At 37.6% G+C, this 12,688-nt stretch carries 12 protein-coding genes; 5 read left to right on the forward strand and 7 right to left on the reverse strand.

Going from position 1 to position 12,688, the window contains the following annotated elements:
* The first annotated feature begins 147 nt into the window (after positions 1-147).
* Positions 148-444, forward strand: coding sequence for a c-type cytochrome (locus WBM70_RS01315; protein WP_424556715.1), 297 nt, complete (start codon positions 148-150; stop codon positions 442-444).
* Between the two features lie 237 nt (positions 445-681).
* On the opposite strand, the gene WBM70_RS01320 is transcribed toward WBM70_RS01315, so the two are convergent.
* The 5 genes from WBM70_RS01320 to WBM70_RS01340 all read right to left on the reverse strand — a co-directional run bounded on the left by WBM70_RS01320 (position 682) and on the right by WBM70_RS01340 (position 6,907).
* Positions 682-1,005, reverse strand: a complete 324-nt coding sequence (locus WBM70_RS01320) for a cytochrome C (RefSeq protein ID WP_424556716.1) — start codon at positions 1,003-1,005, stop codon at positions 682-684.
* Positions 1,006-1,132: 127 nt separating this feature from the next.
* The gene (locus WBM70_RS01325; protein WP_424556717.1) at positions 1,133-1,510 is read right to left on the reverse strand and encodes a hypothetical protein; all 378 of its coding nucleotides are present in this window, start codon (positions 1,508-1,510) and stop codon (positions 1,133-1,135) included.
* The gene (locus tag WBM70_RS01330) at positions 1,507-4,632 is read right to left on the reverse strand and encodes an efflux RND transporter permease subunit (RefSeq protein ID WP_424556718.1); all 3,126 of its coding nucleotides are present in this window, start codon (positions 4,630-4,632) and stop codon (positions 1,507-1,509) included. The genes WBM70_RS01325 and WBM70_RS01330 overlap by 4 nt, the downstream gene beginning before the upstream one ends.
* Positions 4,632-5,714, reverse strand: coding sequence for an efflux RND transporter periplasmic adaptor subunit (locus tag WBM70_RS01335; RefSeq protein WP_424556719.1), 1,083 nt, complete (start codon positions 5,712-5,714; stop codon positions 4,632-4,634). The genes WBM70_RS01330 and WBM70_RS01335 overlap by 1 nt, the downstream gene beginning before the upstream one ends.
* Positions 5,714-6,907, reverse strand: coding sequence for a TolC family protein (locus tag WBM70_RS01340; protein ID WP_424556720.1), 1,194 nt, complete (start codon positions 6,905-6,907; stop codon positions 5,714-5,716). Before WBM70_RS01340 ends, WBM70_RS01335 begins: the two co-directional genes overlap by 1 nt.
* A gap of 356 nt (positions 6,908-7,263) precedes the next feature.
* On the opposite strand from WBM70_RS01340, the gene WBM70_RS01345 reads away from it, so the two are divergent.
* From WBM70_RS01345 to WBM70_RS01360, 4 genes are read left to right on the forward strand one after another with little or no spacing between them, the layout of a single operon-like run.
* The gene (locus WBM70_RS01345; protein WP_424556721.1) at positions 7,264-7,722 is read left to right on the forward strand and encodes a DUF4395 domain-containing protein; all 459 of its coding nucleotides are present in this window, start codon (positions 7,264-7,266) and stop codon (positions 7,720-7,722) included.
* Entirely contained in the window at positions 7,703-8,116 is a 414-nt protein-coding gene (locus WBM70_RS01350; protein ID WP_424556722.1) for an RrF2 family transcriptional regulator, read from the forward strand. The genes WBM70_RS01345 and WBM70_RS01350 overlap by 20 nt, the downstream gene beginning before the upstream one ends.
* 9 nt (positions 8,117-8,125) lie before the next feature.
* A complete protein-coding gene (locus WBM70_RS01355; RefSeq protein ID WP_424556723.1) occupies positions 8,126-9,385 on the forward strand; it encodes a trans-sulfuration enzyme family protein in 1,260 nt (419 codons plus the stop codon).
* Positions 9,386-9,394: 9 nt separating this feature from the next.
* Positions 9,395-10,600 (forward strand): CAP domain-containing protein, encoded by a 1,206-nt coding sequence (locus WBM70_RS01360; protein ID WP_424556724.1) that lies wholly within the window; start codon positions 9,395-9,397, stop codon positions 10,598-10,600.
* On the opposite strand, the gene sppA is transcribed toward WBM70_RS01360, so the two are convergent.
* Together sppA and mqnF are read right to left on the reverse strand one after the other, a co-directional pair.
* A complete protein-coding gene (sppA, locus tag WBM70_RS01365) occupies positions 10,601-11,455 on the reverse strand; it encodes a signal peptide peptidase SppA (RefSeq protein ID WP_424556725.1) in 855 nt (284 codons plus the stop codon).
* Positions 11,448-12,662 (reverse strand): aminofutalosine deaminase family hydrolase, encoded by a 1,215-nt coding sequence (mqnF, locus tag WBM70_RS01370; RefSeq protein WP_424556726.1) that lies wholly within the window; start codon positions 12,660-12,662, stop codon positions 11,448-11,450. Before mqnF ends, sppA begins: the two co-directional genes overlap by 8 nt.
* Between the last annotated feature and the right edge of the window lie 26 nt (positions 12,663-12,688).

Below are 12,688 nucleotides of genomic sequence, written 5' to 3' on the forward strand. Positions count from 1 at the left end.
TTCCACATTTATATGACTTTGTTTATGAGTATGCAAGCGACTCTGGTAATATACCAGCGTGTTAAGGTATTTTATTATAAAATAGTGGTGTAGATTTACGTAATGTAAATCTTCTGAATGTTAACAAACAAACTTAAAGGAATTAATATGAAAAAATTTGCAATCGCAATGTTACTTGCTGGATCTACTTTACTTATGGCTGATGGTGCTGCTCTTTACGCTAAATGTGTAGGTTGTCATGGTGCAAACGGTGAAAAAGCTGCTCTTGGTAAATCTGCAATCATTACAGGTCAAGATGCTGCTAAAACAGTTGAACAACTTAAAGGTTACAAAGCTGGTACACTTAATATACATGGTATGGGTGGTCTTATGAAAGGTCAAGTTGCTTCTATGAGTGATGCTGACATGCAAGCTGTTGCAGATCACATTGCTGCAATGAAATAAGTTTTTCTAAACTTTCAATTCAAAAGCCTTTTGGCTTTTGAATACTTCTTCTTTTTCTCTACATTAAATTTTCTTTTACTTTTTTATCTTTATGAATATAACTGAATATACATCTGTGTATAGTCATTCAATGTATTTTTAATATGTATTGGATGAATTGTATAAATATTTTTAAAATGGAGAGAGAAGATTGTATATTCTTGGTGAGCAGGAAGCTCACCGATCGCTAAATTTTTATTAGCAAGCTGGTTCGTTACCTGTATCACTGGCATACTCAAAACAGAATTCAAAAAGATGCGGAGTCCATTTTTCTTTATATGTTTCTACTGCAGGACATACTTCTTTTACTTTTGCTTCAAATGTTCCTGCTTTAAATGCATCTTCCCATTCTTTTTGTTTAAATGCTGCAGCAAAGTCTCCACCGGTTTTATCTCCACATTGACCTTTGATTTTTTTCCCATAGATCTTTTGACCTTTATTGATACTTCCTGCCTCAACAGTTGTAGTAAGTAGTGCAAAGCCAAAAAGTGCTGTAAGTGCTAATTTAGTTACGTTTTTCATTTTGTTCCTTTTATGTAAATTGGATTTTTTAGTATATCCTACTTATGATTATGAATATATATAATATAGATGAATTTAGTAAATTTTTTTTCATGGTCAAAAAAGTGACATAAATATTTATACTATATTACATACTACTTCCACATTTTCCTGCTTCGCATTTCATTGTGGGTATTTCTTTTTTAGGTATTTTTCCAGTATTATCTGCAGCACATTTTGTACTCAGCCTGCCTGTCTCTTCTGCGCGCACACATGCGTATAACTCTTTAGTCGTCATAGCTTTAAGTACACATTCCCTTCTACTGTCATCCTCCGCAAGCTGGTTTAAAATATTCATCTTCTTTTTTACCAGAACAGCAGAACCATCGACCATAGAGGCACCACATTTGCCTGGTCCACATTTCATTCCACCTTCAGTAATTGACTCCTTTTTTTCTTTATCTGTACATCCTGATAGAAGTAGTAGTAGTGTGGAGAATACTATAATAGTTAGTGTTGATTTCATTTTCTTTCCTTAGATTTTTTTAATTGATGTTTTTCATACATTTCGTAGAAAATTGGTATGAGCAGTAAGCTTAATATGGCTGAACTCACCACACCACCTATCATAGGTGCGGCAATACGCTGCATGACTTCACTTCCCACACCTGTTGTATACATGATTGGAAGAAGACCTGCCAGAATGGCAAATACTGTCATTAGTTTTGGTCTTACTCTTTGTACAGCACCTTCGTAAATAGCATCTGAGAGATGTTGTCTGTTAAAAGCATCTCCCATTTTTTTACGCATTCCTTCGACACTTTCCTGTAAATAAACGATCATGACTATGGCAGTCTCTGCCGCAATACCTAGGAGGGCCAAGAAACCTACTATCACCGCGATACTCATGTTGAACTGTAGTATATAGAGGTAGAGCAGTCCACCTAGCAGAGCAAATGGAAGTGTGAAAAACACAATGAGTGTAGGCATCATTTTCCCCAATGCAAAATGTATCAGTATCAATATGACCAATAGTACAGTAGGGACTATCCACTTTATTTTTTTCATCGCTGATTCCAGGTACTCTGACTGTCCTGCCCACTCCATATAATAGCCTGAAGGTAGCTTGATATTTTGTAAAGCTTTAACGGCTTGGTCTTTGTATTTGATGGCACTTATTCCAGTTTGAGGGGTAATATAGATAAACGTTACAGGTGTTGCCATCTCACTTTTGATGACAGAAGCACTCTCTCTGTATTCTACTTTAGCAAAGGTCGAAAGTGGGACAAATCCAAGAGCTGTTTTGACTTGTATATTGCGTATATCATCGAGATTACGACGCTCTTCTTCTTCAAAACGAAGTGCAATAGGGTAACGTTCCAATCCTTTATACATAGTGGTGATCTTTTTCCCACCAATGGCTGCTGAAGTATAGTCATGTATCAGGGCTTTGGAGATATCATAGCGCTGTAATGCCTCACTGTCTATGTGGATATCTATAAAAAATCCTGCACTTGCCTGATCGGAAAAAACAGACTGAGTACCTTTTAGTTCACGAAGTTTTGATTCAATTTTCATAGCTACTGATTGCAGCCCCTGTGCATCTTTTCCATAAAGCTTGATACCTAGAGGAGTTCTTATGCCTGAGAGCAACATATCAATACGTCCGCGTATAGGATAGGTCCATGAGTTTACAAGACCTGGCACCTGGAGGGCTTCTTCCATTTCTGCCATCAGTTTTTCATGTGTCATGCCTGCACGCCATTGTGATTTTGGTTTAAAGGTAATGATGGTTTCGATCATGCCGAGTGGGGCAGGGTCTGTGGGAGAATTGGCACGGCCTCCCTTACCAAATACGGTGGCTACTTCAGGAAAACTTTTGATGATCTTATCGGTTTTTTGTGTCAGTGCTTTACTTTGATCTACGGAGATACCATAAGGTGTTACAGGCATATACATCACTGTTTGTTCATTGAGCATAGGCATAAATTCCCAATTTAGTTTTTGGTAAAGAGGCAGGGTAAATGCAAGTGCACCAATGGCAAGCACAATGACAAGATATTTGAGTTTTAACCCATAGACCAAAAGTGGATGATACAACCAAATGAAAAAACGATTGAGTGGATTTTTTGTTTCAGGAATGATTTTTCCTCTTACAAAGTATATCATCAGGACTGGCACTAGTGTGACTGAGAGTATTGCACCTGATGTCATAGCAAAAGTTTTTGTAAAGGCAAGAGGATTAAAAAGTAATCCTTCCTGTCCTGAAAGTGCAAAGATAGGCAAAAAGGAGACAACCACAAGTGCCAGGGCAAAAAAGATAGGCCGTCCAACGAGTTGAGAAGAGGTAATGATGGTTTTAATACGTTCATCATTATAGAGTGGCCTTCCTTTCTCTTCTTCTTGTCTATGTATGGATTTGTGAGCATTTTCTATCATTACGATGGATGCATCCACCATAGCACCGATAGCAATTGCGATACCTCCAAGACTCATAATGTTCGATCCTATACCAAAAAGTTTCATGAGTAGAAAGGGTAGAGCTATAGTTAGCGGAAGTACAATAAGCATGATGAGTGTCGAACGAAAATGCATCAAAAATAAACCGATAATAATAATGACAATGATACTCTCTTCCAAGAGAGTTGTTTGCAGTGTTGCTATCGCTGACTCTATGAGTCCTGAACGGTCATAGGTTGTGACAACATCTACACCCTCTATTTCAAGTTCTGCCATTTTAGACTTGATACGTTTGATAGCAGCATAGACATCTTCACCATAACGTACCATGACAATGCCACCAACGACTTCTCCTTCTCCATCGAGATCAGCGACACCACGTCTGGCACCAGGGACCATCTCCACACGGCCCAATTGTGAGAGTGTGAGAGGTACTCCATCTTTGGTAGTGACTACAAGTTGTCGTATCTCATTTAAGTCTTTGATATACCCTTTTGCCTGGACCATCCATTCATAACCGTTTTGTATGACGATACGTCCACCGGTATCGTTGTTATTGTCTTTAAGTGTTTTAGAGATATCTTTGATGGAGAGATTATACTGAACAAGTGCATCGTTGTTTATAGTTATTTGATACGTCGGTACAAAGCCGCCAATACTGGCGACTTCACTCACTCCATCTACCCCCATAAGCGCGTATTTATAGTAGTAGTCCTGCAGTGTACGAAGTTCATCCAGACTTTTGGTCTGAGATGTGAGTGCATACTCATATGCCCAGCCAACACCGGATGCATCTGGTCCAAGTGTAACTTCCATCGTATCAGGAAGCTGACTTTGTATGGATGAGAGTTGTTCAAGCACACGGCTTCTCGCCCAGTAAAGGTCTGTACCTTCTTTGAAGATGATATAGATCAGGCCATTTTCATAGGTTGAAAAGCCGCGTACGGTCTCAATGTCTGAGATAGCCAGAAATTGTGAAACTAAAGGATAGGTTCCCTGATCTTCTATAATTTCAGGGCTTTGTCCTTTCCATGTTACCTGTACGATGACCTGTGGAGGTGAAAGATCTGGCAGGGCATCTAAAGGTGTGTTCTTCATCGCCCAAATAGATGCTACTATAAGAAATAGGGTAGTCATCAAGACTAAAAAACGATTTTTAACTGAAAGCGCTATGAGTTTTTCTATCATTAGTAGATACCATTAATTTGTGCATCAGAGTCCATCATGAAGAGAGCATTATTTACTAATGTGTCACCTTCATTGAGACCTTTCAGTATTTCATAATATTGGGAATCTAAAGGCTTTATGTCGATAACTATAGGCTCATACTCTCCTTTAAATTCAGTAGCAAGAAAAGCATACCATGTTCCATTTTTACGTATAGCTGCAGTACGGGGAATGACAAGACGGCTTTTCACAGCTGCTGATGCATGTACTTTTACATACATACCCGGTTTTAAAAGTGCTTGTTCATTATCTAGTGTCAATCTCAATGTAGCGGTAGCTTCTTTAGCATTTAGTACAGGGTAGAGAAGTGATTTTCTTCCTGTAAATGTTTTATGTATACCTTTTGGGTAAACAGTAAAGTGTTCAAGAAGAGAGAGTTTTTCTATCTCATTTTGATAGAGTTTTAATTCTACCCATACTTTCTCTAAGTTTACGATTTGAAAAAGCTTTGTCTGTGTGTTAAAAGATGCACCTTGATTAATATTCTTTTCAAATATCCATCCGGACCGGGGAGCATAGATGGTTGTGTGTTCATCAACCGTACGTTCTGTATTTATCTGCTTTATCTCTGCCTCGCTTACACCTAAAAGACGAAGTTTTGTCCGTGCACTTTGAAGCATCTGAGGCGAAGGAGTCTTTTTATTATATTCTAAAGAGTGCAAGTAATCTTGTTTAGCTTTGTAGACTTCAGGAGAATAGACTTCTGCCAAGGACTCACCTTTCTCTACTTTTTTATAGAGTGTATCTGCAAACAGTTTTGTAACATAACCGGAGAACCATGCATGTATATCAACTTTATTTGAATCTTCTGCAACTATATATCCATAATTAATTTGTTCTTTGGATGTAGTTATTGTTTTGACTTGTGTGGTTTTTACATTAAAAAGCTGCTTTACGGTTGCTGTTTCTAATCGAAGAGGTTTTGCAGGCACTTTTTTGGTCATAGATGTTTTACCTGATGCGCACTTTCCCGCTTCACATTTCATGGCAGTTTCAGAGAGTAGTATGAGAGGAAACAATATTAGGATAATTATTTTTAACATTATAGTTCTCCTGTAAGAGATTTGAGTCTAGCTTGTGTACGAAGATACTCAGCTTTTATAGAGATGCGTTGCTCTTCAAGTGCCAGTTTCTGTTCTAGGAGATTTGTGTAGGTAAAAAGATCACCTCCATTTTGAATGTTAGATTGACTCAGTTCGAACATATGTTCAAGTTGAGGCAGGCTTTCATTTTGAATAATTTTATAGATCTGATAGGCTTCGGTGAGTTTTGCATACATGCTATATATTTCGCTTTCTAGTGAGTATTTATAATCTAAGGAGGCACTTTGTGCCGCTAAGACTTCTTTCCGAGCAGCCTCTGCATTGAGTTTTTCTGAACCGTAAAGAGGAAGAGAAATACCTACAGTAACAGAGGCATAGTCAGGATACTCTGTACGATTAAAATAACCTACTTTGACATATGGATCAGGAGTCACACTTAGATCCTGTATGGCTTTGTTGGCATCTGCAACATTTTTCTCTGAAAGTTTTATATTGTAGTTTGGATTGTTCTGAAGTTTAGCAAGATAACTTCCTAGTGATTTGGGGCGTTTGATCTCTAATGTATCCGAAACAGTAGATACTTTTCCTTGCACTAAGTATTTCAGTTTAGCCTTTTGGCTTTTCAATATAGCTTTATACCGCTCAGCTCTTATCTTTGTTTTTGAAAGCATCAAACTTGCAGACATGCTGCTTGTGTGACTTTTATTTTCGGTGGAGGCATAAGCTGTATAGAGATCTATGTTTTGTTTGGCTACAGCTTTATAGCGGTTGACAATACGGATACGCTCTTCAAGCTCCTTTATCGTATATGCTGTTATTCGTATCTCTTCAGCCAGTACTATTTTTGCTGCTTCATAGGAACCCAACATAACACTTTTTTGTGCTTGCGTAAAAGTTTTACGGGCATCAAGTTTACCAAACCATGGAAATTGTTGTTTAATGTTAATTGCATTATACTGCATGGGTTCTAGACCACGGTCAGTAGGATTTTCAAATTGGATGTCATTGATTGTAAAAGAAAGGTCGGGATTAGTGAAGTTTTGACTTCCTTCGATTCTCTCATCCATTGCAGAAAGACGGTGTTCTATTGTTTGGATTGAAGGATGATTTTTGATTGAGGCATCAATGAGCTGGTGGATACTTTGAGCATGTATTAGTACTACAGACACTATTATAAAAAATATAAGATGCATAACATTTCCTCTATATTGGTAAATCTATAGGTATTCTAATGTAACTCTGTGTACGATGTGTGTAAGGTTAAAACTATAGATAATTGTGCTAAAGTAGTGTAATAAAATAAAAAATATTATAAAACCTATAGATTTACTTGACATTAAATATATATTTGGCTAACATACACAGAGAAATGAAATAAGCACTTGTAAAAACCCTAGATATTTACATTGGACAAGGGCATTGCACATTTTTTGGTATTGATAGTCTCCCCCCTATATTGTTAATAGAAACCAAAAAATGACGATGTTGTAAATCACTCTAGGGTCTTTAGAGGTGCTAATTATCAATATTATGAAAGAAAGGAAAGAACATGTCACCAAGTTGCCCAATATCTACAAGAAGAGTTGATTCAAACATGGTAAGAGTCATTTCTTTTCAGGTTCTTCTTTTTGCTGTAGTACTTTTGATCACACAGGAAATCTTGTTCGCATTTGTACTACTATTTGATTTTTTGATGAGAGCTCTGCGTCAAACAAATTTCAGTCCATTTCAGATTGTTGGAAACTTTATCATTACTGGTTGGGGAATAGCACCTAAACTTTGTGATGAATCACCAAAAAGATTTGCACTCTATTTAGGATTGGTGATCTCATTGTTTCTTGTACTTCTTTATGTAGCAGGAGCTACAACATTCGCTACAGTAATAACCGTTATTTTATTAATTTGTGCATTACTTGAGACTTTATTCGATTTTTGTATAGGATGTAAGCTATACTACGCAATACAAATCGTAAAAGGTCTTTTAGCAAATGATAGGAATATCAAGTAAAACAATTTATGCTATCGCTGCACTTCAAGAGCTGGGTTCGATCCCAGACAACGAAGTGCTTAAGATAAAAGAGATAGCAGCAAATGCATCCATCCCACAAAACTTCTTAGAACAAATACTTTTAGAACTTAAAAAACAAGGTCTTCTTGTGAGTATTAAAGGTGCACACGGTGGCTATAAACTCGCCCGAAGTTTAAATGATATTACACTTAAGGATGTAGTACTTATTTTAGAATCAGATATATTCTCTGACAACTATCAAACTGATAATCAGGCCCTTAAACTCTTTTGGGATGATATAAAAGAGAAAGTTTCAACAGTATTTGAAATTCCTCTTTCTGAACTGAGAAACTATCAACTCAAAGCCGATCAAACACTCAATTATTCAATATAGGAACAGATCATGAACAATACCACTGACTTTAATTACTACAATACCTTACTAGTGCAAAGTGTAGGTTCAAAGGTAGGGCCTATCGCACCTACTATTACACCTTCAGCTGCTTATGGTTATGAAAATGCTGAAGAAGCAGAAGGTATCTTCTCTGCGCAGGTAAATAAACCACTCTATGCAAGAGTAGGTAATCCAACCAATGCTAGATTGGAATCTATTGTTGCGAAGATGGAAGGTGGGTTAGGAGCTATTGCTACATCATCTGGTATGGGTGCTATCTCAATGGTATGTAGCGCTTTTTTATCTGCTGGAGATGAAATACTTTGTATAGGTGGTTTCTTTGGTGGTACCTATTCACTTGTGAATGAAACTTTGGCACGTTTTGGTGTGACAAACAGTTTCTGTACCGTAGATGACTTTGAACACATCGAAGCCACACTTAAACGTGGCATAAAAATGGTTATTTTTGAATCTGTAGGTAATCCAAGTCTTACACTTCCTGATATACAGCGTATAATAGACCTTTGTAATAAGTATGAAACACTGGTCATGATAGACAATACTGCAACACCACTTTTGGTTAGACCATTAGAGATGGGTGCAGACATCTCTGTACACTCTTCAACTAAAAATATGTCTGGACACTCTGCTGCGCTTGGTGGTATAGCAGTGTTTAGAGAGGTAAAAGAAGAGGGTGATAAATTACTCAATCCAAAATATGCAGATGTACATAAGATCGTAAACAAGATGGGTAAAAAAGCATTTATACCTATCTGTAAAAAACGTGCTATCCGTGACTTTGGTATGACAGCAAATGCATTTGGTTCATTTATGACGATGGTAGGACTTGAAACACTTTCACTCAGAGTAGAGAGAGTCAATGAAAGTGTTGCAACAGTTGCAGCCCTGCTTGATGAGAGATTACCAGAAGGCGTGAGTGTCAATCACCCTTCATTGGTTTCAAGTCCTGATCATGCACGATACATGTCAGACTTCGCACAAGGTTGTGGTCCGCTCTTGACCATTAGTTGTGGTACAAAAGAGAAAGCGTTTGCTTTTCTTAACGAACTGAACCTTGTTACTCAAACTGCAAATATAGGAGACAATAGAACCCTTGCACTTCATATGACAAGTACTATCTACAGTGACTTCGATGCTGAAGCACGTGAATTTCTAGGTGTACATGAAGGGCTCATCCGTGTTTCTATAGGATTGGAAGACCCTAATTCTATCGCTGAGGACTTTTTACAAGCTGCATTTACAGTATAAGTGGTTTGTGTGTTACGTTTTTTTATACTTGTATCTCTCTTGTTGGTTTCTCTTGAAGCCAACAGCAAGCAAGATGGCTTGGCATATCTTAACACTATTAGAGAACATGCCGGACTCATCAAACTTAAAACCAATAAATCTTTAGAAAAAGCCGCTGCTTCTCATGCCAAATATCTTATACAGAATCAAAGAAATGGTCACTATGAAAAAAAAGGAAAATACGCATTTACAGGGACTACACCATCCAAAAGAGTTATAAAGGCAGGGTATCCGACTACATTTGTGATGGAAAACCTTTCTATCAACACTAAAGGGTATGCAAAATCCATAGATAATCTATTTTCAGCTATTTATCACCGTTTTGTTTTTTTGAATTTCGATAAAGATGAGATTGGTTTTGGGAGTGCATTCAGCAAGAAAAAAAAGAAAATAAAGCGTGCATATGTCTATGATATAGGATCTTCAGGTATTGCAGAACTTTGCGATCGATCGTTCAGTATGGAACATGGTGTCTACTATATGAAAAATATTTGTAAGCAAAGTACGAAGATGGTTCCAAAATCACTTTTTGAAGAGAAAAAAGATGAAATACGACGAAAAAATAGAGATATCATACTCTATCCATATGTGGGGCAAAGAAATGTATGGCCTGCATTTTATAATGAATCTCCAGATCCTCTTCCTGGCTATAAAGTAAGTGGTTTCCCTGTTTCTGTACAGTTTAATCCAGCCTATTATAAAAATGTAAAGTTGAATTCTTTTCGTTTATATGATGGGAGTGGAAAAGAGATAAAAGAGATTAAGATACTTCAACAGAAGAATGACCTCAACCAGCTTTTTGGAAAATTGGAGTTTGCACTTATGCCACTGAAAAGATTGGAATTCAATACCACATACACGGTACTTTTTGAAGCTGTTGCAGATGGGACTAGAGTGAAAAAACGTTGGACATTTAAAACGATAAAGCCTAAAGAAATTCTCTATAGAATCACCAAAAACAAGACCAATTTGACCGTACTATCCGGTTCAACAGCTGTGTTGTATATGGTACCAGGTTCAAAAAAAGATATTATACACAGTTATAGATCCAGAGGAGGTGTCAAGGTCACTTTTCTTGACCAAAATACTTTAGAGGTCACTTTCCCGAAGAGACGCTCTTCGGGCAGGGTAAGTTTGGATGTTGGAAAGAAAAAGGTTTTTTTTGAAGTTCAGTAGTTAGAAGGTAGCTTTAAGACCATAAAAATAGTTTTGTAACTGCATCCAACCTTTGTTGGCAAACTGCTCCATAAAGCTCTCAAGTTTGTCCTTTTCTTTCCATACCGGATCTGTTACTTTGGCAAGTTTTTCAACTTCTGCTTTGGCTTGACTTTTGACTCCAACACGATCTATGAGTCCTGCCTCTTTCGCTCTTTTGGCTGAAAATATATGTGCATCTGCATAACTTTTTGAATCCTTGATCTCCAATCCTCTTGCCTCTGAAACATCTTTAACAAACAGGTCATAGGTATCTTTAGTGAGTGTTTCAAGTTCTGCACGTTCCTCTGCTGTCCACTTTCTAGTTGGTGTACCAGCTTCTTTGTAGGTACCTTGTTTGACTATCTGAGTTTCCACGCCAATGGTTTTCATCAGTTCTTCTATGTTTGCACTCTCCATGATCACCCCAATCGAGCCTACGATAGAACCTGGATTTGCAATAATAGTATTTGCATAGATAGATGCATAATAGCTGCCACTTGCCATAATCCCAGAAGCATATGCGACCACGGGTTTATGCTCTTTCAATGCTTTGATAGCATAGGCTATCTCAATAGAAGGTGGGACTGCACCACCTGGTGAATTAATATTAAGCAGTACACCTTTAATCTTAGTGTCTTTTTGTATTTCTTCGATCTCCTTGAGTAGGGCATCGGCATTCATGATCGGACCTATGAGTTGTATCTCTTGTAGGTTCGCTGGTCTTAGTTCTGTTGTTGAAGTGGGCATAAGTACAACAAAAGCAATGAGTAAAAAAAGCATTCCCAAAAAGTGTTGACCTATCCATTTAATCGCTTTTCCTATAGTACTAAACATATTTTTCTCCTTCTATATAAACTTCCGAGGCTTCTTTGGTATGCAAGATACTCCAGAGCGCTAACTCATCTGTTCGTTTAGGTTTTTCAGGCAGTGTGACGACTGCAAAATCTGCAAGTTTGTCTACTTCAATTTTACCACAGTTTAGACCTAATATCTCTGCGGCATCTCCAGTCACTGCACGTAGTAGTTTTTGGGATAGTTCTTGGATGGGTATATCATTGTGCAGCATGATCGCAGCTCTAAGTTCATCGAAGATATTGAGTGAATCATTGGAGCTTAGACCATCTGTAGCGACAGAGAAAGGAAGAGGCAGGTCTTCAATGGCAAGTCTGCCACATCCCAAGTATCGATTGGAACGAGGACAATGGGCGATAGAGTGTCCTTTTTGTGCCAAATAGTTTAACTCTTCTTCATTTGCCTGTACACAATGTGTAAAATGTGTAGGGTAAGTGTCAAAAGCATGCATAAATTCTTCTATATTCGTAACAGTAGTAGAAGTGTTGAAATATTTGAGAAAGAATGCTCTGAGTGTACCTGAACTTGATTCGAGCCATTCTCTTTCAGCTTGAGATTCTAAAAAATGTGTACTGAGGGGCATATGGTTTTTTTTAGCTACATTTACTGCTTTCTGTAAGATGATAGGATGTACAGAATAGGGAGAGTGTATCGCTACAGCAGGGATGATACGTGAACTTGTTTCACATGACTGTGATGCTTTGACGCGTTCTTGAAAGTCACCATAAAGCATGTCAGCATACGTGGCATTTGAACCTATAAGTTCATTGAAAAAAACAACACGTTGAGGGGTCTTTTCACAGACCTCAAGTTCATTACCAAAACTTGAAATAGCCCCAAATGTGGTGATACCTGAGCGCATCATCTTTGTACATTCATCTAGCATCATTTCATTGTTACAGGCACCCATAAGTTCATCACGGTGCTCTATCACAGAGTCAAGCCAAGGTTTAAAAGAGCCATAGGCTAAAGATGTTTTATTCGCTGAAAATTCTAAATGTACATGGGTGTTTATGAAGCCAGGGTAGAGTATCGAATTTGATTCTGTTTGGATCACTTTTGCATCGGGATAACGTTGTATGAGTTCTTCAAGTGTACCAATATCTTTGATCGTTTCCGTAAATGCAACGGCTTTATTTTGTACATAGCCATCAGGTGTATAGAGAAAGTCCGAATTTATTATCTTCATTTTGCCTCACATTTAATATATTTAGA

The sequence above is a fragment of the Sulfurovum sp. genome, from assembly GCF_049668085.1.
GTDB lineage: Bacteria > Campylobacterota > Campylobacteria > Campylobacterales > Sulfurovaceae > Sulfurovum.

What these genes read in the sequence shown, in the direction of transcription:
- WBM70_RS01315 (WP_424556715.1), top strand. Translation starts at nt 148, where the DNA reads ATGAAAAAATTTGCAATCGCAATGTTACTTGCTGGATCTACTTTACTT.
- WBM70_RS01320 (WP_424556716.1), bottom strand. Translation starts at nt 1,005, where the DNA reads ATGAAAAACGTAACTAAATTAGCACTTACAGCACTTTTTGGCTTTGCA.
- WBM70_RS01325 (WP_424556717.1), bottom strand. Translation starts at nt 1,510, where the DNA reads ATGAAATCAACACTAACTATTATAGTATTCTCCACACTACTACTACTT.
- WBM70_RS01330 (WP_424556718.1), bottom strand. Translation starts at nt 4,632, where the DNA reads ATGATAGAAAAACTCATAGCGCTTTCAGTTAAAAATCGTTTTTTAGTC.
- WBM70_RS01335 (WP_424556719.1), bottom strand. Translation starts at nt 5,714, where the DNA reads ATGTTAAAAATAATTATCCTAATATTGTTTCCTCTCATACTACTCTCT.
- WBM70_RS01340 (WP_424556720.1), bottom strand. Translation starts at nt 6,907, where the DNA reads ATGCATCTTATATTTTTTATAATAGTGTCTGTAGTACTAATACATGCT.
- WBM70_RS01345 (WP_424556721.1), top strand. Translation starts at nt 7,264, where the DNA reads ATGTCACCAAGTTGCCCAATATCTACAAGAAGAGTTGATTCAAACATG.
- WBM70_RS01350 (WP_424556722.1), top strand. Translation starts at nt 7,703, where the DNA reads ATGATAGGAATATCAAGTAAAACAATTTATGCTATCGCTGCACTTCAA.
- WBM70_RS01355 (WP_424556723.1), top strand. Translation starts at nt 8,126, where the DNA reads ATGAACAATACCACTGACTTTAATTACTACAATACCTTACTAGTGCAA.
- sppA (WP_424556725.1), bottom strand. Translation starts at nt 11,455, where the DNA reads ATGTTTAGTACTATAGGAAAAGCGATTAAATGGATAGGTCAACACTTT.
- mqnF (WP_424556726.1), bottom strand. Translation starts at nt 12,662, where the DNA reads ATGAAGATAATAAATTCGGACTTTCTCTATACACCTGATGGCTATGTA.